Below are 21,487 nucleotides of genomic sequence, written 5' to 3'. Positions count from 1 at the left end.
AGGACGCCCATGGCCGCCAAGGACGAAGATACCTCCCGCGACGAAAGCCAGGACAACGACCACTCTCTCGATATCAGCCAGGCGGCGGTCAAGAAGATGATCGCCGAGGCGCGCGAACGTGGCTATATCACCTATGACCAGTTGAATGCCGTCCTGCCGCCCGAGCAGGTCAGTTCCGACCAGATCGAGGACGTGATGTCCATGCTCTCGGAAATGGGCATCCAGGTCGTCGAGAACGAGGAAGAGGGCGAGGAAGGCGAGACCGGCGGCGAGGTGGTGACCACCTCGACCTCGCGCGAGGTTGCCGTCGCCACCACCGAAACCGAAAAGCTGGACCGCACCGACGATCCGGTGCGCATGTATCTGCGCGAAATGGGCTCGGTCGAGCTTCTCAGCCGCGAGGGCGAGATCGCCATCGCCAAGCGCATCGAGGCCGGTCGCAACACCATGATCCTGGGGCTGTGCGAAAGCCCGCTGACCTTCAAGGCCATTACCATGTGGCGGCAGGAGCTTCTGGACGAAGACATCCTGCTGCGCGACGTGATCGACCTGGAGACCACCTTCGGTCAATCCATGGACGATGACGACGAGGAGGAACTGACCCCCGAGGCCGCCAATAACACCGAACGACCGACGGCCGAGCGCGAGCAGGAAACCGACGCCGACGGCAACCCCCTGCCGGCTGACGATGACGACGAGGATGAGGGCGCGAACCTCTCGCTTGCCGCGATGGAGGCCAGCCTCAAGCCGCAGGTGCTGGAGACGCTGGAAGCCATCGCCCGCGATTACGAAAACCTCGCCGACATGCAGGATCAGCGCATGTCCGCGACGCTGAACGAGGATGACAGCTTCTCGGCTGCCGAGGAAAGCGCCTATCAGAAGCTGCGCAGCGAGATCGTGGTGCTGGTGAATTCGCTTCACCTGCACAACAACCGGATCGAGGCGCTTGTCGATCAGCTTTACGGCATCAACCGCCGCATCGTGTCCATCGATTCGGGCATGGTCAAGCTGGCCGATGCCGCCCGCATCAACCGGCGCGAATTCATCGACGCCTATCGCGGGGCCGAACTCGACCCGGTCTGGGTCGAGCGGATGATGGAAAACAAGGGCCGCGGCTGGCAGGCGCTGTTCGAACGCTCTCGCGATCAGGTCGAAAAGCTGCGCGGCGACATGGCCGAGGTCGGCCAATATGTCGGCGTCGATATCGAGGAATTCCGCCGCATCGTCAGCCAGGTGCAGCGCGGCGAAAAGGAAGCCCGTCAGGCCAAGAAGGAAATGGTCGAGGCGAACCTGCGTCTGGTGATCTCCATCGCCAAGAAATACACCAACCGTGGCCTGCAGTTCCTCGATCTCATTCAGGAAGGCAATATCGGCCTGATGAAGGCCGTCGATAAGTTCGAATATCGCCGCGGCTACAAGTTCTCGACCTATGCGACCTGGTGGATCCGTCAGGCGATTACCCGCAGCATCGCCGATCAGGCCCGCACCATCCGCATCCCGGTCCACATGATCGAAACGATCAACAAGCTGGTCCGCACCGGCCGCCAGATGCTGCATGAGATCGGCCGCGAGCCGACGCCGGAAGAACTGGCTGACAAGCTGCAGATGCCGCTGGAAAAGGTCCGCAAGGTGATGAAGATCGCCAAGGAGCCGATCAGCCTCGAAACCCCCATCGGGGACGAGGAAGACAGCCAGCTTGGCGATTTCATCGAGGACAAGAATGCCGTCCTGCCGCTGGATTCGGCCATTCAGGAAAACCTGAAGGAAACCACGACCCGGGTGCTGGCCAGCCTGACCCCGCGCGAGGAACGGGTGCTGCGGATGCGTTTCGGCATCGGCATGAACACCGATCACACGCTGGAAGAGGTCGGCCAGCAGTTCAGCGTCACCCGCGAACGGATCCGCCAGATCGAGGCCAAGGCGCTCAGGAAGCTCAAGCACCCGTCGCGGTCGCGCAAGCTGCGCAGCTTCCTCGATCAATAAACGGCCTGGCAATCGGATCGGACCCGGTGGCGCCTGATCGCGCCGCCGGGTCTTTGCTTGCGGCAGCGGGCGTGATCGGCTAGGCACAAAACAGGAACGAAGGCGGGGGATAATGGGCGCGTTGCTGCAATCATGGCTGGCCGATCCGGTGAGTGCGGGTCGGATCGTTGCCGGGCTTGCGGCTCTGGCGCTGATCTTCATCCTGCTGTTCTGGCGCGCGCGCCGCGATCTGGCGACGGATCGGGCCGCGCTGGAGCGGGCAGGCCGGGAACTGGCGCAGCAGGGCGATCTGGTGACGCGACAGGAACGAAGCCTGTCCGAGCTCCAGACCAGGCTGGAGGGCGCGCTTGAAACCGCCCGCACCGAAGCGCTGCGCGCCGGTCAGGCGGAAACCCGGCTGGAGGATCGCGCGGCCCGGCTGACCGAACTCTCCGAGGAACGCGACGGGCTGAACGACGCGCTTTATGCCGCGCGGCAGGCGGTGGCGCGGTTGGAAACCGACCTCGCGCAGGCCCGGCTGGCCGCCGAGAAGGACCGCGAACGCGCCGAACACGACCTTGCCCAGATCCGAGAACTGCGCGAGGAAATGACCGGCCAATTCCGGCTGATGGCCAATGAAACCCTGCGCGTGCAGGGCGCCGACATGCAGAAGACGCATGGCGAGCAGCTCAATGCGCTGCTGAACCCGTTCCGTGAACAGGTCCAGCATTTCCAGCGCGAATTGCGCGACCGCAACCGCATTCTGGACGAGGAAGGCGCGCGCCTGCGCGACCAGATCGCCAATATCGGGCAGGAGGCCAATGCCCTGACCCGGGCGCTGAAGGGCGACAAGCAGAAACAGGGTGCCTGGGGGGAGATGATCCTTGAACGGATCCTTGAGGAATCCGGTCTTGAGCGCGGAATTCATTACGATATCCAGTCAAGCTGGACCGACGAGGACGGCCGCACCTGGCGTCCCGACGTGGTCGTGCGGATGCCGCAGAAGAAACTGCTGGTGGTCGACAGCAAGGTCTCGCTGATCGCCTATGAACAGGCCGTGAATGCCGAGGATGACGCGACCCGGACGGCGGCGCTGAAACGTCATGTCGATGCGATCCGCGCCCATGTCACCGGGCTTTCGGCCAAGGGCTATGACCAGCTGGACGAAGGCGCGGTCGATTACGTGCTGATGTTCATCCCCATCGAGGGCGCCTTTTCCGAGGCCCTGCGCGTCGATCCTAGCCTTGCCAGCTTCGCCATGGACCGCCGCGTCGGGCTGACCACGCCCACGACTTTGATGCTGACCCTGCGCACGGTCGAACATATCTGGATGGTCGAGCGCCGCGAATCCAATGCGCTGGAGATCGCCAAGCGCGCCGGTCAGCTTTACGACAAGGTGGCCGGCTTCGTCGATGCGCTGGATGGGGTCGGTGCCGCGCTCGGCAAGGCCACGGATGCGCATCGCATGGCCGTCGACCGGCTGTCGCGCGGCAATGGCAATGTCATCCGCCAGGTCGAGATGCTGCGCGAACTGGGCGCGCGCACGACCAAGCGGCTGGCCATGGATCACGACAAGACCGACAGCCTGCCGCCGCCGGAAGACGATCCCTGATCTTCGTCTTGGCACCTTTGACGTTGGACCGTGTTCATCCGCATCTGGTGGTTAACGCCTGTTAAGCCACAAATCCTGTTGCGTTTTTGGCGCTGCTTGTGGATAACTCTAGCATCAGCTCCAGATAAGGACACAGGATGCGCTGCCCGTTCTGCGGAAATGTCGATACTCAGGTCAAGGATTCCCGCCCGGCCGAGGATAACGCGGCAATTCGGCGGCGACGCTTCTGTCCGGCCTGCAACGGTCGTTTCACCACTTACGAGCGCGTGCAGCTGCGCGATCTCGTGGTCGTCAAGACCAATGGCCGGCGCGAGGATTTCGACCGTGACAAGATGTCCCGCTCGATCCGCATCGCCATGCAGAAGCGCCCGATCGAGCCCGAGCGCATCGATCAGATGATTTCGGGCATCGTCCGGCGGCTGGAAAGCATGGGCGAGACCGACATCCCCTCGAAGGTGATCGGCGAGATCGTGATGGAAACGCTGGCCCGGATCGACAATGTCGCCTATGTCCGTTTTGCCAGCGTTTACAAGAATTTCCAGGACGCCGGCGATTTCGACAAATTCGTCTCCGAATTGCGCCCGCCGAGCGCTGACGACCCCGCGTGAGCATTGACGCCCGGCACATGGCTCATGCGCTGCGCCTGTCGCAGCGCGGGCTTGGCAATGTCTGGCCGAATCCTGCGGTCGGCTGTGTGCTGGTGCGTGACGGTCGCGTCGTCGGGCGCGGCTGGACCCAGCCGGGCGGTCGCCCCCATGCCGAACGAATGGCGCTCGATCAGGCCGGCGAGAATGCGCACGGCGCCACCGCCTATGTGACGCTGGAGCCCTGCGCCCATCAGGGCCGTGCCGGTCCCTGTTCCGAGGCCCTGATCGCGGCAGGCGTGGCCCGTGTCGTCTCGGCCCTGACCGATCCCGATCCGCGCACCGCCGGGAGGGGCCATGCGAAACTGCGGGCCGCCGGGATCGAGGTGACCGAAGGCGTCGGTGCGGTCGAAGCCGCCCGCTTGCAGCGCGGATTCCTGAAACGCGTGACCGAGGGGCTGCCCATGGTGACGCTGAAGCTGGCCACCAGCCTCGATGGCCGGATCGCGACGGCTTCGGGCGAAAGCCAGTGGATTACAGGACCCGAGGCACGCCGCCATGTCCACCTGCTGCGGCTGCGCCATGATGCGATCATGGTCGGCGGTGGCACGGCGCGGGCGGACCGGCCTTCGTTGAACGTGCGCGGCTTCGGTCCCGTGCGCCAGCCCGAGCGGATCGTGGTGTCGTCGCGCGATCTGCCGGATCTGCCGCCGGAAGGGCCGGATTTCGGGCCGCTGCACCGTGTTTCGGGCGATCCTGTCACGATCATGCGGGAGCTTGCGCAGCGCGGCCTGACCCGCATCATCTGCGAAGGCGGCGGCAATCTGGCGGCCTCGCTTCTATCTGCCGGGCTGGTCGACGATCTGGTGCTATACAGTGCCGGGATGGTGCTCGGGGCCTCCGGGCGGCCGGCGGTCGGGGCGCTGGATTTCGGCCCGCTGGCCGATGCGCCGCGTTTCAAGCTGCGCAAGGTTCTCCGGCTCGGTCCCGATCTCTGTCAGATCTGGTCGCGAAATTAACGTCGCCAGATCCAGGCATGACCGGACAGCGCACCCTGCATCTTGGCCAGCAGCCGTAACCGCCGGCCACGCGGCTGCAGACCGGGATCGGCCAGCCGATCCAGCGCCAGTTCAGGCGGGCAGGGCAGGCCGCTGAGCGGATCGACATAGCGCGGATAGGCGATCAGCACCGCATGGGTCAGCCCGTCGAGGCCCGGCCTTGCCTGCCGCCGCGCCGGCACCGGCCCGAGATCGCGCGTCAGCCCCCAACCGGCATAGAAGGGCGCGCCGAGCGTGGTCACCGGGATGCCACGCAAAAGCGCCTCGAACCCCATGGTCGAGGTGATGGTCCAAAGCTCGTCCATCTCGGCCAGCAAGGCCACCGGATCGGCCTGACGGGCGACGTGATCGGCCAGCCGGGCCATATCCTCGGGTGCGATCAGGCCGGGACGCAATCCGGCCTCGACATCGGGATGCGGCTTGTAGATCAGCATCGCATCCGGGTTTTCCGCCCGCACGCGGATCAGCAGGTCGATATTGCGCTTCTCCGCCCCGGCACCGAGGCGGATCGAGGCGTCGTCCTCGACCTGACCGGGCACCAGAATGCGCCTGCGCCCGTCGCGGGGCGGCAGGTCGGTCGCGCCGGTCAGGTTGTATTTCGACAGGCCCGCCGCGATCAGCCCGTCGCGCACCGCGGCGGCACGAGCGGCTGCACCCGGCGGCAGGGGGGCCGCGATCAGCGCTTCCAGCCGCGAGGGGCGGGTCGGGTCGTAATAGATGCCCAGATCGTCGGCAACGAGGGACAGCGGCGGCGTCAGTTCCGCCCCCAGCCCGCGCGAGCGCAGAAAACCGTCCTCGACCCGCAGGGGCGTGCCCGGAACCTCCTCCGCGCGACCGGCCCAGGCCATCGTGACAGCGGCAGAAGGGCGGTCGGTGAAGCGGATCGGTTTCGCCGCGCCGAAGAATTGCGACAGCGTCGGGCGTTTCCACAGCCGGATGCCATAGGCGAGGTGGCCGGCATGGTCCTGCCGCCAGGCCTTCGCCTCGGCCTCGATCTGGTTTACGGCCCCGTCGAAATCGGTCAGCCGGTCGCGGCAGGGATCGTACCAGATCGGCGCGAGCAGGTGGCTGGCGGCGAAAAGCGCCTCGACGGTGGCTGTGCCGCGACGCGGGATCGGGGTTTCATCGTCGCTCAGCCCCCAGCCGGCATGGAAGGGCTGGCCGAACAGGCGCGGGCGGTGGCCGGCCAGCATCGCCTCATAGCCCAGTTGCGAACTGACGGCATAGACCGCCTTTGCGCCCTTGAGCAGTTGCCATGGCGACAGCGGATCGGTGCTGATCTCATCGCCGGGCAGAAGGTCGTTGGCACCGAGATGGCCGGGGCGAAGCCCGCGCGCGGTCTCGGGATGGCTGCGGATCAGGATGCGGGCACCGGGGTTCTCGGCCCGGGCGGCGGCGAGCATGGCCAGGAATTCGGCCCGCCCGGCGCCCATCAGCGAGGCGTCGCCTGCCGTCTGGTCGATGACCAGCACATAGCCCGGTTCAGGCGCGGCGGTACCCGGCAGATGGGCATTGTATTTCGACAGATCGGCCGCGATCAGCCGCGCGATCCCGTCCCGGGCGGCATCGTGATGCGGTGCCGTCCGGCCCGATGTCACCAGCGTTTCGATCAGCGAGGGCCGGTTCGGGTCGAAATGCAGCCCGACCGGATCGACGATCAGCCCGATGGGGCCGCGCCGCGCCAGTTTCCCGGATGCGCGCCCCGGCAGGATCGAGCGCAGGAAGGCGTCCTCGACATGGACCAGCCCGGCACCGCGCCGGGCAGCGACGGCCCGGCCCCGACCCGAGGTGCCGGCCGCGCCCCAGACGGCGACGAGATCGCCGGTCCCGGGCAGGCCCAGGCGCGGCCCCCAGCCGGCAAGATCGAGGATGCGCTTTACGCGCCCCCGGAACATGCCGCCATTGAATGCAAAAAGCCGCCGGGGATGATCCCCGGCGGTGTCGTCATGAGGCGCTGGCATCGGTTTAATTGGCGAGTGCGTCCAGCGTGCGGACAGAGTTGGCGCTGCCGGTAATGGCACCGAGAATCTTCTGCCATTGCACATAGGGCGCTTCGGTCACATAGACCGTGTCGCCGTCGCGGATCAGGAAGTCACGCGCCAGGAACAGCCCGTTCGGCCGGGTCAGGTCCAGCACATAGGCCATGCGCTGCGTGCCGCTGATCGGCTGGCCAAGCACGGCCGAGGCGACCTGCGCAGGCTCGTCGCGCAGCACGAAGACGCCGGTCGGGTCGGCGGTGACAGTCTGCAGGCCGCCGACCATGGCGATGGCCTCGATGGCGCTGATCTGCTCGTTGCCGAGCGGCACCTTGGTCTGGCCGCCAAGCGCACCGAGCGCGGTGAAGCTGCGCTGATCTTCCTCGACCATGATCACGTCGCCGGGGCGCAGCGCGATGTCATAGGTCGGGTTGAAATAGAGATCGGTCAGCCAGACCTTGCCGCTTTCGCGACCGCGCTTGACGGTGACGACCGCAACCTCGGGCTCGACCGCGACGCCGCCGGCCTTGGCCAGCATCGAGGACAGCGTGCGGGTCGGACGCTCGATCGGGTAGACGCCCTGACCGAAGACCTTGCCCATGACCGAAACGGTGGCACCGTCGCCGGCGACGCGGGTCACCGAGACCTGCGGATCCGGGGTCTGGCTTTCCAGCCGCTGGGTGATCGCCTCGCGCAGTTGGTCCGGGGTATTGCCGGCGGCGCGGATACGACCGGCATAGGGCACGAAGATATAGCCCTGGCTGTCGACCTGAAGCTGTTGCAGTTCGGTGCTGCTTTGGCCAAGTCCGGTCAGCAACCCGTCATCGACGTTTTCCCAGACCATCAGCCCGAGGGTGTCGCCGGGACGAATATCATCCGCGCCGACGGTGCCCGCGCGCAGGAATTCATTGCTGAACCCATAAGCGGGGGTGTAATTGGCGGTTCGGTTGACGTGGTTATTGACGTAGATCACATGTGCGTCGCCGCCGTTTTCAACCGCGCCAGAGAGGATTTCCCCCTTGCTTGGGCCAGAGCGGGGCAGGCCGCATGCGCTGAGCGCCATGAGTGCTGCAGCAGCCATAATCAAAGACACACGCATGCCGCGATTGGATGCGGTTCTGCTTCTCGTGGGGGTCAAACACTTCACTCCTGCTTCCTGCCAGCCGGGCCGGCGCCTCGGCGCGAGACTAGCGCACGATTCGTCATATTTCCATAAGGCATTACGATTCAGCGTGAATCCGAGCCGGGCTGTTGCCGTGTTTCGGCCTGCCCACAAGCCAGCGCATCATAGGGATCATGGGGCGAAAGCATCATGTCGACGACCAGTCGAAGTGCCGGTGCGCGTGATCGCGCCGCATAGAATCCGCCGGGAATCTGACTGGTTTCAAGCAGGTAGTCCCTGTAGTTGCGATAAAGGTCGGTATTCGGCCTGTCGGGATGGCGAAAGAACTCCGAGAGGCTTTGCCTTGACACCAGCTGTGGCTTATCGAACACAGCCCGACCCATCGCCTTTACCGGCAATCCGCGCCACAGCGCCTGTTGGGCCGAGGTCGAATTGACCGTGACGACCGATCGCGCCTGCCCGAGAAGCGAGGCCAGCTTGCCGCCCGGAACATGATGGACGCGATCCGATATGCCTAGCTCTGCTGCCTTGTCGAGAATGTCGCGCCGCTGATTCGAGCGACCGTCTTCCAGCGGATGCGCCTTGAAGACCAGATGATGATGCCGCGGGGCATGTGCGGCGAAGGCAGTCAGCACTTCGGAGGTGAACTCCGACATCGCGGTGTATCTGGAATGCGCCCGGAAGCTCGCATCGTGTTCCAACTGCATCAGGACCAGCGAGAACGGATGCCCGCTGCGCCGGATCCGGGCGGTCAGAAGCCGCTGGCGCAGGGCGATGACAGGCGTCATCAGCAGGCGGCGCAGGTTCAGGCGAAACTCGGTGCCCACGGAAATATCGCGATGGGTCCGGTATCCGGGAAAGCGACGATTCGCGACCATGATCATGAAGTGATAGAGCGCACCGTAAAACTTGTGCTGGCGCATGTCGCCCCAACGCGCCGGCGGTCGGGGCAGGTCGGGCTGGCGGCCACGCAATGCGGCGCGCATATGTTCGATCCCGATCTTCATCAATTGGGAATGCCCGTTGGCACCTCCGCGTTCATAGGTGATCCAGAAGGGGCGCAGATAGCCCTCTTCGAAGACATGCAGGTTCAGCCCGTGCTGTTCCGCCGCAGCCCGGGCTGCGGCATGGACAGGACGGACATCGCCATAAAGCACGATATCGGTCACGCCTTTCCGGGCGACGATTTCTGCCAGATGGTCGGGCCAATCCTCGGGCGTATCGCTGTGCAGGATCAGCCTGTCCTTCGCACCCCAGAAAAAGGCGTCACCTGCATTGAAGGCGACGCGCCAGACGGTCGCCCCGGTTGCGCCAAGAAGTCGGCCCAGGTGATCGAAGAACGGCCCGTGGGGGCCTTGCAGCAACAGGAAGACGCGCGCCTCTGGTGGCGGACCACCCCCTCGCGGGGAGTTTTCGGGTAACGAATCGCGCGGCATGAAGTCCGGACATAGCAAAACAACTGGTTGCCTAATGTCGCAGCTTCGGCCCGTGTTGAAAAGCTCTGCGTGCAGCAATAGCTTAACGCGCAAGGCGCAGAGATGCGCAGGCATCAGGAGACAGGCATGTTCACGGGCATCATCACCGATATCGGCACGGTCATCGAGGTCACCCAGTGTGGCGACATGCGGGCCCGGATTGCCACCGGCTATGACATGGCCGGGGTCGATATGGGCGCCTCCATCGCCTGCGATGGCGTCTGCCTGACCGTGGTCGGAAAGGGGCAGGACTGGTTCGATGTGGATATCTCTGCCGAGACGATCTCGAAGACGAATATCGGCCATAACGGCTGGATGGCAGGCAAGCGGCTCAACCTCGAAAGGGCATTGAAGGTCGGGGATGAACTGGGAGGTCATATCGTCTCTGGTCATGTCGACGGCCTCGCGGAAATTGTCGGCGCGCAGGATGAGGGCGACAGCCTTCGGTTGAGCTTCGAAGCCCCGGCGGCGCTTGCGCGCTTCATTGCGCCGAAAGGGTCCGTGGCATTGAACGGCACCTCGCTGACGGTGAACGAGGTCAGCGGCAATCGCTTTGGCATCAATCTGATCCCGCATACGCGGGAAGTAACAACCTGGGGCAGCGTCAAGCCGGGCGACAGGGTCAACCTGGAAATCGACACGCTCGCCCGCTATGTCGCCCGTCTGGCGGAAGCGGGCTGAAGCACAGCTATCGGACCCGTCAGTCAGGCGAGGCGCGCAGGCTGTCCCAGAGGGAGGAACGGACCGGCCCGCGCGCCTCTGGGGCGACGGAGGGTAATCTCAGTACATGGCGACCAACTCGGCACCGTTCGCCATGTGCCTTGCGACGACCTTCTCTGCCTTTCTGGTCTTGCTGAAGGTGCGGGCCGCGCGGGGCAGGCTGTCCGCATCCATTTCTTGCAGTTCAGGAAATAGTCCGAAAACTTCCTGCCGCGCCTCGATCGACAGCGATTTCAGCGCCTCTGCCCCGGTGTAGAGGGACTCCGACGCGAGCCCCTCGGCAAAGACGATTTCGTGCTGATCGCACAGGAAGTGGATGTATTCGACAGCTTCCGCGTCCTCGATCTGGGAGACGCCCTTGAGGGCAAGGAATGCGCTCGCGGCCGCGAGGATCTGTCGGGTTCCGAACATGCGTTCGACGATCCGGCTTTCAACCATGATCCGGTGCTGAGGCGATACGATCAGATCGCGGCGGGGCAGCCCCTTGCCAAGTGCGCCTGCGGCGATACGAATGGGGCGCAGGTTGGGTTTCTTGTCCAACTCGCGTGCCGTCAGCTTGCGGCGCCCGATCCAGAGCACCGGCTTGGCGCCGTTGTCCAGCGTCATCACCAGATCGCCGACCTTCAGACTCTCGACCGGACGCGGGCCGTCAGGTGTGGTGATCAGCGTGCCAGTTGCATAGCAGGTCACCCCGGTCCGGTCAGTGGTCAGGACATCGCCCGCAACAGCACTGCCGCCGTTCTGGATCGTCAGGCTGTTATCCGCGTCCCAGCCGGCTGCCGTATCGTTCAGAATGCCGTCATCCGCCTGATCGGCCCGCATCCAGGTAAGCGGGTTGCCAATAACATCCGGGTCTATATCGCCGCTGGCGACAGCGGCATCGTAATTCGCCTGATTGTAATAACCGGACAGGTCAATGAAGTCGTTATTATCCGAATTTCCATCATCGCCCGAACCGCTTTCGCCCAGGCCGAAATCGGTAATGGTATCATCGCCCGTTGCGACTAAGAATTCGTCATCTCCATCCCCGCCTGTCAGCGTGTCATTTCCACCGCGACCGTCGATAATGTCGTTTCCGGCACCGCCATCCAGAAGATTCGCCTCGTCATTGCCGGTCAGCGTGTCATCCATATTGCCGCCGATGACATTTTCGATACCGTCATAAACCTTGTTGAAATTCCCCGTGCCAGTCGAAAGGTCCACGTAATAAGCGTAGCCAGCAACGCTGCTGTCGGCGATTGAAAGCGTATCGTTTCCGGCGCCGCCGATCATCGTGTCGCCAGCGGGTTCGCCGCTCGCGTTCAGGCTTTGAAAAAGCAGGTCGTTGCCGTCGCCGCCGTCGAGATAGTCAACACCCCCCAGACCGTCCAGGCTGTCATCGCCCGCGCCGCCATAGATGGTATCGGCCCCGCCGCCACCACTGAGCGAATCGTTGCCGTCAAGGCCATTGATGAGATCGTCTTCCCCGCCGCCCGCAAATGTATCGGGCCCTGGGGTCCCATTATAGGTGACCATGCTGGCTCCTGTTATTAAAATCCTGATCGAAAAACAGCAGAGGAGATCAGGGCAAACGGATGCCTGATCACATGTCGATGTACAGATAACGGAACAGTTGCAACGAAATATCGGAAGGAATTCAGCTCCACCGATAATAACCATTTGTGCAATTGGACCTCGGATTACACGATCCGAATTCCAGACAGAATAATTAACAAAGGATGATGCCGAAAAGCATGATTTCCTTGGAGATCATTACAAAAATCAACCTATCATGGTTAATTTATGTCGTCAAAACCGGTTAACATGATTCCAGATACAATCTTGACACATTGGCCGGACAATTTTGATGCAGATTGGCTGTCGACAGTGTTTTTCGCCCGTTCTGGCGTGCCGGAATGGCGTGGGCGGCTCTGCGGCAGAACGTCGCAGGATGGAATGCGGCGGCAGAATGTCGGGCTTTGGCGCGATGCCTGAACGAAAAAAGGGGCGCAAATCGCGCCCCTTTTCCAGATGGTCCTGGCCGTTGCCTCAGCGCAGGATGGATTTCCCGGCAAAGACCGCCGCATCGCCCAGCATCTCCTCGATGCGGATCAGCTGGTTGTATTTCGCCAGCCGGTCGGACCGGGCAAGGCTGCCGGTCTTGATCTGGCCGCAATTGGTGGCGACGGCGAGATCGGCGATGGTCGCGTCCTCGGTCTCGCCCGAGCGGTGCGACATCACCGAGGTATAGCCGGCGCGGGTGGCCATGGCGACGGCGTCCAGCGTCTCCGACAGGGTGCCGATCTGGTTGACCTTCACCAGCAGCGAGTTGCCGCAGCCTTTCCTGATGCCTTCCTCAAGCCGGACCGGGTTGGTCACGAACAGGTCGTCGCCGACCAGTTGCACCTTGCCGCCCAGTTTGTCGGTCAGCAGCTTCCAGCCTTCCCAGTCGTCCTCGGCGCAGCCATCCTCGATGGACAGGATCGGGTAATCGCCGCAAAGCGCGGCCAGATAATCGACATTCTCGGCCGAGGTAAGCACCTTGCCCTCGCCCTTCATGTCGTATTTGCCGCCCTTGAAATACTCGGTCGAAGCACAATCCAGCGCCAGCATGATATCGTCGCCGGGCTTGTAGCCGGCCTTTTCCACCGCTTTCAGAATGAAATCCAGCGCGTCGCGGGTGCTCGACAGGTTCGGCGCAAAGCCGCCCTCGTCGCCGATCCCGGTGGACAGGCCCGCTGCCGACAGCTCTTTTTTCAGGGTGTGGAAGACTTCCGAACCCATGCGCACGGCTTCGCGGATATTCGCGGCCGAGACCGGCATGATCATGAATTCCTGGATGTCGATGGGGTTATCGGCATGTTCGCCGCCATTGATGATGTTCATCATCGGCACCGGCAGGACATGGGCCGAGGCACCGCCGACATAGCGGTAAAGCGGCAGCGCCGAGGCATCGGCTGCGGCCTTGGCGGCGGCCAGCGACACGCCGAGGATCGCATTCGCCCCCAGCCGGCCCTTGTTCGGGGTGCCGTCCAACTCGATCATCAGGGCGTCGATGGCGCGCTGCTCGGTCGCGTCCTCGCCGATCAGGGCCTCGGCGATCTCGCCATTGACGCTGTCGACGGCGTCCAGCACGCCCTTGCCCATATAGCGTAGCTTGTCGCCGTCGCGCTTTTCCACCGCCTCATGCGCGCCGGTCGAAGCGCCCGAGGGCACCGCCGCGCGGCCCATGGTGCCGTCTTCCAGCGTCACGTCGACTTCGACGGTGGGATTGCCCCGGCTGTCGAGGATTTCACGGGCGTAGATGTCGATGATCGCGGTCATTAGTCCCTCCTGATCCGTTGATCTCGGGTATATCGCCGCGAAACCGGGGGCGAAAGCCGCAATTTAGCCGGCAAACGCCTCGGGCGCGGCTGCGGGCAGGCGGATTTCGATCCAGATCGGCAGATGGTCCGAGGCCTGCCGCGCCAGCCGGTTGTCCTCGACCCCGGTAGACAGAACCTCGACGCCTTGGGATACCGCCACCCGGTCAAGGCGCAGGCGCGGCATCGGCGCCGGATAGCTGGGGCCGGGGGCGATGATATGAAGCGTGTTCAGCGCTTCCAGCCCCCGGTCGTCGCGCCATTCGTTGAAATCGCCCATCAGCATCACCGCATCGCCCGACAGGCGCGAGGCCTTGGCGATCAGCCGCGCCAATTGCGCCCGACGCGATGAGCGCGCCAGCCCCAGATGCACCCCGATCAGGGTCAGCCCGGCGACTCGGACCGCCAAAGCCCCCCGTGGCTCGATCCCCGGCAGGGGCAGGCGGCGGATGCTGGCGGTTTCGGCAAGATCGGGCCGCATCAGCACCTGCTGGCCGTGCCAGCCAAGCGAGGTCTCGCCAGTGGTGCGCATCTGCACCGGCACCAGCCCGGTCATCTCGCGGATCAGCTTGCGCGGCAGCGCCTCGGGCCGGGCGCCAAAGCGGAAATCGACCTCCTGCAGGGCGACGATATCGGCGCCCATGCCGGCGATGACTTCAAGATTGCGCTCGGGCGCATGCGGGCCGGTCAGGCCGCGACCCTTGTGCAGGTTATAGCTGGCGACGCGTAGTTTCATGTGCCGCAGAATGTGCGGGTAACGCGTTCCGATGCAAGGGGGGCAATGGCAAGATCGTCCCATTCCGCGCGCGCCTCGAATGGCGCGTGAAGCGCTGCGTCCAGCCGGTGAAAGGGCGCGTAATCGCCCCGGATCGCGGCTTGGATGGCCGCTTCGATACGGTGATTGCGAGGGATGCGCAGGGGGTTCGTCCGTGCCATCAGCGCCGGATCGGGGCCGGCCGCGCGCCAATCGGCGGCCCAGGCGTCGAAGGCGGCGCGGTCGATGAACTCGTCGCGCGCGGCACCGCTGGCCAGACCGGCGAAGACGCGGGTGAAATCGGCGCGTTCCGCCGCCATCAGGTCAAGCAGCCTGTCGATCAGCGGTCTGGCCTTCCCGTCCGGCGGCACCCCGATCTTGGCCGCGAAACGCCGCAGCCATTCGGCCTGATAGATCTCGGGGAAGCGATGGACGGCGCGGGTGGCGTCTTCCACGGCCTGTTCTTCCTCGCCCATCAGCGGGATCAGGCAGGATGCGAACTGCGCCAGATTCCAGATCGCCACATGCGGCTGTTCGGCCCAGGCATAGCGCCCGTTCCGGTCGATCGAGGAAAACACCGTATCTGGGTGATAGCCGTCCATGAAGGCGGCAGGGCCGTAATCTATGGTCTCGCCCGAGATCGCCATATTGTCGGTATTCATCACCCCATGGACGAAGCCGAGCGCCATCCATTGCGCGATCAGCCGGGCCTGTGCGGCGATGACGCGGTCCAGCAGATCCAGCGGGGTTTGCGCATCGGGGTAGTGCCGGGCGATGACGTGATCGGTCAGCGCCCGCGTGGCCTCGACATCGCCGCGAATGCCGAAGAATTCGAAAGTGCCGACGCGGATATGGCTGGCGGCGACGCGGGTCATCATGCCGCCGGGCAGGGCGGTTTCGCGCTGCACGCGCTCTCCGGTGGCGATGGCGGCAAGGGCGCGGGTCGTGGGCACGCCCATCGCGGCCATGAACTCGCTGTCCAGATATTCGCGCAGGACCGGCCCCAGCCAGGACTTCCCGTCGCCTTGCCGCGAAAACGGTGTGCGCCCGGCGCCCTTCAGCTGCAGGTCGAAGCGTTGGCCGTCCGGTGCCACCACCTCGCCGATCATCAGCGCCCGGCCATCGCCAAGCTGTGGCGAGAGATGCCCGAACTGATGCCCGGCATAGGCCTGCGCGATGGCGGCGGCCCCGTCCGGCAAGTCATTGCCAGATAGCATCGCCAGCCCGTCAGGCCCCGCGAGCCATTCGGCGTCCAGCCCCAGCCGTTCGGCAAGCGGGCGGTTCAGCGCGATAACTTCAGGCGACGGCGCGCCCGAGGGTGCCACGCGGGCGAAAAGCCGGGCGGGCAGGGCGGTATAGCTGTTGTCGAAGACGGGCGCACTCATGGTCGCAGATGTAGGCAGGCGCGCGGAAATGAAAAGGGGGAACTGCTTCCCTTGCAGCTTTGCCCATCAAGGCGTATCGCCTTCGCAAAGGAGAAATGCGATGAAATTCCTCGATCTGGCCAAGGTCTATATCCGCTCGGGCTCGGGCGGCGCGGGGGCGGTCAGCTTCCGGCGCGAGAAGTTCATCGAATATGGCGGCCCCGATGGCGGCGATGGCGGGCGCGGTGGCGATGTGATCGCGGAAGCCGTCGAAGGGCTGAACACGCTGATCGACTTCCGCTATCAGCAGCATTTCTTCGCGAAAAGCGGCCAGCACGGCATGGGCCGCCAGCGCACAGGGGCGGGCGGCGACGATATCGTGCTGCGGGTGCCGGTCGGGACCGAGATCCTCGACGAGGACGAGGAAACCGTGATCGCCGACCTGACCGAGGCCGGGCAGCGCGTCATTCTTGCCAAAGGCGGCAATGGCGGTTTCGGCAACCTGCATTTCAAGACCTCGACCAACCGCGCGCCGCGCAATGCCAATCCGGGGCAGGACGGCGTCGAGCGCACCATCTGGCTGCGCCTGAAGCTGATCGCCGATGCCGGGCTGGTCGGGCTGCCCAATGCCGGCAAGTCGACCTTTCTGGCCGCGACCTCGAACGCGCGGCCGAAGATCGCCGATTACCCCTTCACCACGCTGCATCCGAACCTTGGCGTTGTGGGCATCGACGGGCGCGAATTCGTCATGGCCGACATTCCCGGCCTGATCGAGGGTGCCTCTGAAGGCCGCGGCATCGGCGACCGCTTTCTGGGCCATATCGAGCGTTGCGCGACGCTGCTGCACCTGATCGACGCGACCTCGGACACGGTGGTCGAGGATGCCGAGACGGTGCTGACCGAACTTGCCGCCTATTCGCCGGTGCTGATGGACAAGCCACGGGTCACGGCGCTGAACAAGGTCGATGCCGTGGATGCGGAAACCCTGGCCGAACGCAAGGCGGCGCTGGAAGATGCGCTTGGCATGAAGGTCATGACCATGTCCGGCGTCACCCGGCAGGGCGTGCAGGAGGTGCTGCGCGCGCTCTGGTCCGATATCGCGCCCTCGCGCGCCACCCCGGTCGAGGATGAAGGCAAGTGGCAACCGTAAGTCCCGATATCGCGGCCGCGAAACGGCTGGTGGTCAAGATCGGCTCGGCGCTGCTGGTCGGGCCGGACGGGCTGCGTGGCGACTGGCTGCGGGCGCTGTGCGACGACGTGGCCCTGTGGCGCGGTCGCGGCGCGGATGTGGTGCTGGTCTCGTCCGGTTCCATCGCGCTCGGGCGGCGGGTGCTGAACCTGCCTGCCGGTGCCCTGTCGCTGGAACAGGCGCAGGCGGCGGCTGCCGTGGGCCAGATCCGGCTGGCGCGCGCCTATGAGGAGGCTTTGGCACCGCATGGCGTGGCCACCGCGCAGGTGCTGGTGACGCTGGAAGACACCACCGACCGGCGCCGCTATCTGAACAGCCGCGCCACCATGCAGGCGCTTCTGGGCTACGGCGTGGTGCCGATCGTGAACGAGAACGACACCGTCGCCACGGATGAGATGCGCTATGGAGACAATGACCGCCTGGCCGCGCAGATCGCGGTGACGGCAGGGGCGGATCAACTGCTGCTGCTCTCGGATGTGGACGGGCTTTATACGGCGAACCCCAAGACCGACCCTTCGGCGCGGCATCTTCCGCTGGTCGAGCGTATCACGCCAGAGATCGAGGCGATGGGCGGCGATCCGGTCTCGGGCCTGTCCAAGGGCGGGATGAAGACCAAGCTGATGGCGGCGCGCACGGCGGTCACGGGCGGCTGCGCCATGGCGATTGCCGAAGGTTCGGTCCTGCGGCCGATCTCTGCCGTGGCGGATGGTGCGCGGGTGACCTGGTTCCTGCCCGATGGCGACCCCCAGCTTGCCCGCAAGCGCTGGATCGCGGCGATGAAGCCGAAGGGCGAAGTGGTGGTCGATGCCGGCGCCGCCCGTGCGCTGTCCGCCGGCAAGTCGCTTCTGCCCGCCGGCGTCACCGGCATCACCGGCGATTTCGGGCGCGGGGAACCGGTCGCGGTGCTCGGTCCTTCGGGCGAGACGCTGGCCCGGGGGCTGACCCGCTATACCGCCGAGGAAGCCCGCGCCATCGCCGGCCACCGCAGCGAGGAAATCGCCGAGATCCTGGGCTATGCCGGGCGCGCGGCGCTTGTGCATCGCGACGATATGGTGGTCTAGACCCCATTCTCGAAGCTCGGCGCCGGCCCGGTTGCCTCATACCGCGATCATGGGGTCTGGACAGGCTTACTGCGCTGCGGCCCCCTCTGTCACCGTGATGCGGCCATCTGTGGCGGCAGCAAAATCCGCACCCTGGTTGACAATATATTCGACCAGCACATCGGCAAGGTCGGGGCCGAAATCATAGGCGTCGATGGCATTGGTCTCGAAGATCGCATAGCCGTCTCCGCCCGTGCGCATGTAGTTGTTCGACACCACACCGTATTCTGCCTCTGGATCGATGGGCACCCAGGCATCGCCGTCCATCACCAGCACCTCGCTGATCCGGCTGCCCGGCTCGGCTGCGGGATCGAGCGTGTATTTCAGCCCCGCTACCTGGGCGAAGCGGCCGGCCTGTTCCTCGATCTGGCTGGCGCCGTTTTCCAGCGCCGCGACAACATCGGCGCCCTTCAGCTTGAAGGTCGCCAGCGTGTTCTGGAACGGCAGGACCGAGATGATCTCGCCCATCGAGATCGGCCCGGCATCGATCGAGGCGCGCAGCCCGCCGCCATTCTGGATGGCGATGGTCACGCCCTGATCCTTGACCCGGTCCAGCATCGCATCGGCGACAAGGCTGCCCATGACGCATTCGCGCGCCCGGCAGATATCGCGGTCGGCATTGATCTCGGCCTTGGTCTCGGCGACGATCCTGTTCTTCAACTCCTCGATGGGGGCGCCAAGCTCCTTGATCTTCGCGGTGATCGCCTCGTCCGGCGTGACCGAGGCGTCAAGCAGCACCGGAGCGCCTTCGGCCTTCACCAGATTGCCGGCATCGTCGAAGGTCAGGACCAGATGGCCGAGATATTTCGAATAGGCGTAAGCGGTGACGACCGGAACCTCGGCACCGCCTGCGCCCGCGATCATGGTCGGATAGGGGCCGGCCGCACCTTCCATGTCACCCAGCAGCGTATGGCTGTGCCCGCCGATCACGGCATCGACGCCCGGCACTTTCGCGGCGAGTTCCTGATCCTTCAGATAGCCGACATGGGTCAGCGCCAGAATCTTGTCGACACCGGCATCGGTCAGGTCCTGCGCATCGGCGGTCAATGCCTCGATCTCGTCCTGGAAGATCACGCTGTCCGATGGCGCGGCGGTTTCCGGCGTATCCGTCGCGAGTACCGAGACGATGCCGATCTTCTGGCCGCCAACCTCCAGCACCGCCGATCCATCGACAATGTCTTTCAGGCGGTTGTTCTGGCTGAGGTCGAGATTGCCCGAAACGACCGGAAAGGCGACCCCCTCGGCCAGCACCGCCAGCCCCTCATCGCCATCGTCGAATTCATGGTTGCCGACGGCCATGGCGTCATAGCCGATGGCGGTCATGAACTCGACCACTTCCTTGCCCTTGTAGGTCGTATAGAACAGGCTGCCCTGATACTGATCGCCCGCGTCCAGTAGGACGACATTGCCACCCTCGGCTGCGATCTGATCCATCAGCTCCCTGGCCTTGGTGGCGATCCGGGCCACGCCGCCAAAGCATTCGCCCGCCGCCGAGGTTTCCTCGTCGCAGGTGGAATCGTATTTGTTGATCTCCTCGACACGGCTGTGAACATCGTTGGTATGCAGCACATGCAGCACATATTCGGCTTGCGCCGCACCGGCTGAAAGTGCCAGGGCTGCGGCCGAGGCCATGAGGCGGGTCTTGGTCATCGGATACTCCATGTTCGGGGACGCGCACGCGCCATCGCGATGGTGACAGATTGCCGCGCTTGACGCGTCAGGTCAAACGCCGAAAGCATCGCGAGTGATCGCAAACGGGTGTAGAGGCGCAGCCCCCTTGACCATGCCCCATCAACAGCGGAAATACACGCCATGATGATCTATAAAGTGCTTCGCGGCCCGGAATGGCGGCAATTCCAGGACCAGTGGTCGACGACGGGCGCGCCGGTCGACCTGGCCGATGGCTATATTCATTTCTCGACCGCCGAAACCTTGTCCGGCACGCTGGAAAAGCACTTTTCCGGTGAAGACGGGTTATGGCTGCTGGCCTGCGAGGCCGAGGCGCTGAGCGATGCCCTGCGGTGGGAGCCGTCGCGCGGCGGGGCGCTGTTTCCGCATCTCTACCGGGCCTTGCGGCTGGATGAGGTCCTCTGGTCGCGTCCCTTGCCCCACGGCCCCAACGGCCACGAGATCGGAGCGCTGCCATGAAGCCCATCGAACGCCTTGGCCTTGGCCTCTTGCACCGGATGCAGCCGGAGGCCGCGCATGACCTGTCGCTGAAGGCACTGGCCAGCGGGCTGGTGCCGATGCCCGGCAGCCCGGTCACCTCGCCACGGCTGCGGTGCCGGCTGGCGGGGCTGGACCTGCCCAACCCGGTCGGGCTGGCGGCGGGCTTCGACAAGAATGCCCGCGTTGTCGGGCGGCTGATGGGGGTGGGTTTCGGCTTTGTCGAATGCGGCGCCGCAACCCCGCGCCCGCAGCCCGGCAATCCGAAACCGCGCCTGTTCCGGCTGAGCGCGGATCGGGCGATCATCAACCGTTTCGGCTTCAACAATGACGGAGCCGAGGCGATTGCCGCCCGCCTGTCGGCCCGCCGCCCCGGCATTCCGGTCGGGCTGAATATCGGTGCCAACAAGGACAGCGCCGACCGCGCCGCCGATTTTGCCGAGGTCGTGCGCATCGCCGGCATGTCGGCCGATTTCCTGACCGTCAACGTCTCCTCTCCCAATACCGAGAAGCTGCGCGATCTGCAGGGGGCCGAAGCACTGGCGGAACTGCTGAAAGGCGTGATCGCCGCGCGCGACGCCCTGCCTGCACGACGCCCGGTCTTTCTGAAGATCGCGCCCGATCTGGACGATGCCGGTCTGGCCGATATCGCCAATGTCGCCAAGGCCACCGGCATCGACGCGATCATCGCCACCAATACGACGCTTTCGCGCGACGGGCTGTCGGATCGCCAGGCCTCCGAGGCGGGCGGGCTGTCGGGTCGCCCGCTTTTCGAGCGCTCGACCCGGGTTCTAGCCCGGCTTTACCGCATGACCGGCGGGCATATCCCGCTGATCGGTGTCGGCGGCGTCGGCTCGGTCGATGATTCCTGGCAGAAACTCCGCGCCGGTGCGAGCGCGATCCAGCTTTACTCGGCGCTGATCTATCAGGGCTTTTCGCTGGCTGAGGATATCGCCCGCGGCCTCGATCAGCGCGCCGCCGAGGAAGGGCTGACCAGCCTGTCGGAACTGACCGGAACCGGGGTCGAGGACTGGCTGTAACGATGACCGGTCAGGCCGGGCGG

Annotated in this window: 17 protein-coding genes; 9 read left to right on the top strand and 8 right to left on the bottom strand. The window is 64.8% G+C overall.

The features are described from left to right. Window positions 1-9: 9 nt before the first annotated feature. From rpoD to ribD, 4 genes are all read left to right on the top strand, one after another. Entirely contained in the window at window positions 10-1,983 is a 1,974-nt protein-coding gene (gene rpoD / locus Q0330_RS05140) for an RNA polymerase sigma factor RpoD (protein WP_299475446.1), read from the top strand. Window positions 1,984-2,095: 112 nt separating this feature from the next. Beyond that, complete coding sequence (rmuC, locus tag Q0330_RS05135) at window positions 2,096-3,574, top strand: DNA recombination protein RmuC (protein ID WP_299475443.1); 1,479 nt, start codon at window positions 2,096-2,098, stop codon at window positions 3,572-3,574. A 137-nt stretch (window positions 3,575-3,711) separates the two neighbouring features. Further along, window positions 3,712-4,182 (top strand): transcriptional regulator NrdR, encoded by a 471-nt coding sequence (gene nrdR, locus Q0330_RS05130; protein WP_299475440.1) that lies wholly within the window; start codon window positions 3,712-3,714, stop codon window positions 4,180-4,182. Window positions 4,183-4,199: 17 nt separating this feature from the next. After that, window positions 4,200-5,177, top strand: coding sequence for a bifunctional diaminohydroxyphosphoribosylaminopyrimidine deaminase/5-amino-6-(5-phosphoribosylamino)uracil reductase RibD (gene ribD, locus Q0330_RS05125; RefSeq protein WP_299476066.1), 978 nt, complete (start codon window positions 4,200-4,202; stop codon window positions 5,175-5,177). Here ribD and Q0330_RS05120 read toward each other — a convergent pair. From Q0330_RS05120 to Q0330_RS05110, 3 genes are all read right to left on the bottom strand, one after another. Further along, window positions 5,174-7,111 carry a capsular polysaccharide biosynthesis protein gene (locus Q0330_RS05120; protein ID WP_299475437.1) on the bottom strand — a complete coding sequence of 646 codons (1,938 nt, stop codon included), beginning with the start codon at window positions 7,109-7,111 and terminating at the stop codon, window positions 5,174-5,176. The two genes, ribD and Q0330_RS05120, sit on opposite strands and share 4 nt — an antisense overlap. Window positions 7,112-7,181: 70 nt before the next feature. Then, window positions 7,182-8,291 carry a polysaccharide biosynthesis/export family protein gene (locus Q0330_RS05115; protein WP_299475434.1) on the bottom strand — a complete coding sequence of 370 codons (1,110 nt, stop codon included), beginning with the start codon at window positions 8,289-8,291 and terminating at the stop codon, window positions 7,182-7,184. Between the two features lie 128 nt (window positions 8,292-8,419). After that, window positions 8,420-9,751, bottom strand: a complete 1,332-nt coding sequence (locus Q0330_RS05110; RefSeq protein ID WP_299475431.1) for a capsular biosynthesis protein — start codon at window positions 9,749-9,751, stop codon at window positions 8,420-8,422. Window positions 9,752-9,877: 126 nt separating this feature from the next. Between Q0330_RS05110 and Q0330_RS05105 the strand changes: the two genes are divergently transcribed. Then, window positions 9,878-10,471, top strand: a complete 594-nt coding sequence (locus Q0330_RS05105; RefSeq protein WP_299475428.1) for a riboflavin synthase — start codon at window positions 9,878-9,880, stop codon at window positions 10,469-10,471. A 99-nt stretch (window positions 10,472-10,570) separates the two neighbouring features. Here Q0330_RS05105 and Q0330_RS05100 read toward each other — a convergent pair whose 3' ends face one another. From Q0330_RS05100 to Q0330_RS05085, 4 genes are all read right to left on the bottom strand, one after another. Beyond that, on the bottom strand, window positions 10,571-12,169 hold the full coding sequence (locus tag Q0330_RS05100) for a Hint domain-containing protein (RefSeq protein ID WP_299475425.1): 1,599 nt from the start codon (window positions 12,167-12,169) through the stop codon (window positions 10,571-10,573). Between the two features lie 369 nt (window positions 12,170-12,538). Then, window positions 12,539-13,813, bottom strand: a complete 1,275-nt coding sequence (gene eno, locus Q0330_RS05095; RefSeq protein WP_299475422.1) for a phosphopyruvate hydratase — start codon at window positions 13,811-13,813, stop codon at window positions 12,539-12,541. Between the two features lie 63 nt (window positions 13,814-13,876). Continuing rightward, window positions 13,877-14,587 carry an endonuclease/exonuclease/phosphatase family protein gene (locus Q0330_RS05090; RefSeq protein WP_299475420.1) on the bottom strand — a complete coding sequence of 237 codons (711 nt, stop codon included), beginning with the start codon at window positions 14,585-14,587 and terminating at the stop codon, window positions 13,877-13,879. Beyond that, window positions 14,584-15,990, bottom strand: coding sequence for a protein adenylyltransferase SelO family protein (locus Q0330_RS05085; protein WP_299475418.1), 1,407 nt, complete (start codon window positions 15,988-15,990; stop codon window positions 14,584-14,586). Before Q0330_RS05085 ends, Q0330_RS05090 begins: the two co-directional genes overlap by 4 nt. 100 nt (window positions 15,991-16,090) lie before the next feature. On the opposite strand from Q0330_RS05085, the gene obgE reads away from it, so the two are divergent. Beyond that, window positions 16,091-17,119 (top strand): GTPase ObgE, encoded by a 1,029-nt coding sequence (gene obgE / locus Q0330_RS05080; RefSeq protein ID WP_299475415.1) that lies wholly within the window; start codon window positions 16,091-16,093, stop codon window positions 17,117-17,119. Further along, the gene (gene proB / locus Q0330_RS05075) at window positions 17,107-18,219 is read left to right on the top strand and encodes a glutamate 5-kinase (RefSeq protein WP_299475412.1); all 1,113 of its coding nucleotides are present in this window, start codon (window positions 17,107-17,109) and stop codon (window positions 18,217-18,219) included. Before obgE ends, proB begins: the two co-directional genes overlap by 13 nt. 66 nt (window positions 18,220-18,285) lie before the next feature. On the opposite strand, the gene Q0330_RS05070 is transcribed toward proB, so the two are convergent. Continuing rightward, window positions 18,286-19,908, bottom strand: coding sequence for a bifunctional metallophosphatase/5'-nucleotidase (locus Q0330_RS05070; protein ID WP_299475409.1), 1,623 nt, complete (start codon window positions 19,906-19,908; stop codon window positions 18,286-18,288). Window positions 19,909-20,070: 162 nt separating this feature from the next. On the opposite strand from Q0330_RS05070, the gene Q0330_RS05065 reads away from it, so the two are divergent. Both Q0330_RS05065 and Q0330_RS05060 read left to right on the top strand, forming a co-directional pair. Further along, window positions 20,071-20,406: a DUF952 domain-containing protein gene (locus tag Q0330_RS05065; RefSeq protein WP_299475406.1), complete on the top strand. Its 336-nt coding sequence runs from the start codon at window positions 20,071-20,073 to the stop codon at window positions 20,404-20,406. Further along, window positions 20,403-21,464 (top strand): quinone-dependent dihydroorotate dehydrogenase, encoded by a 1,062-nt coding sequence (locus Q0330_RS05060; protein ID WP_299475403.1) that lies wholly within the window; start codon window positions 20,403-20,405, stop codon window positions 21,462-21,464. Before Q0330_RS05065 ends, Q0330_RS05060 begins: the two co-directional genes overlap by 4 nt. The last annotated feature ends 23 nt before the right edge of the window (window positions 21,465-21,487 follow it).

This window comes from uncultured Paracoccus sp., assembly GCF_937873615.1.
Lineage (GTDB): Bacteria > Pseudomonadota > Alphaproteobacteria > Rhodobacterales > Rhodobacteraceae > Paracoccus.
This window is presented reverse-complemented; position numbering and strand designations above follow the sequence as displayed.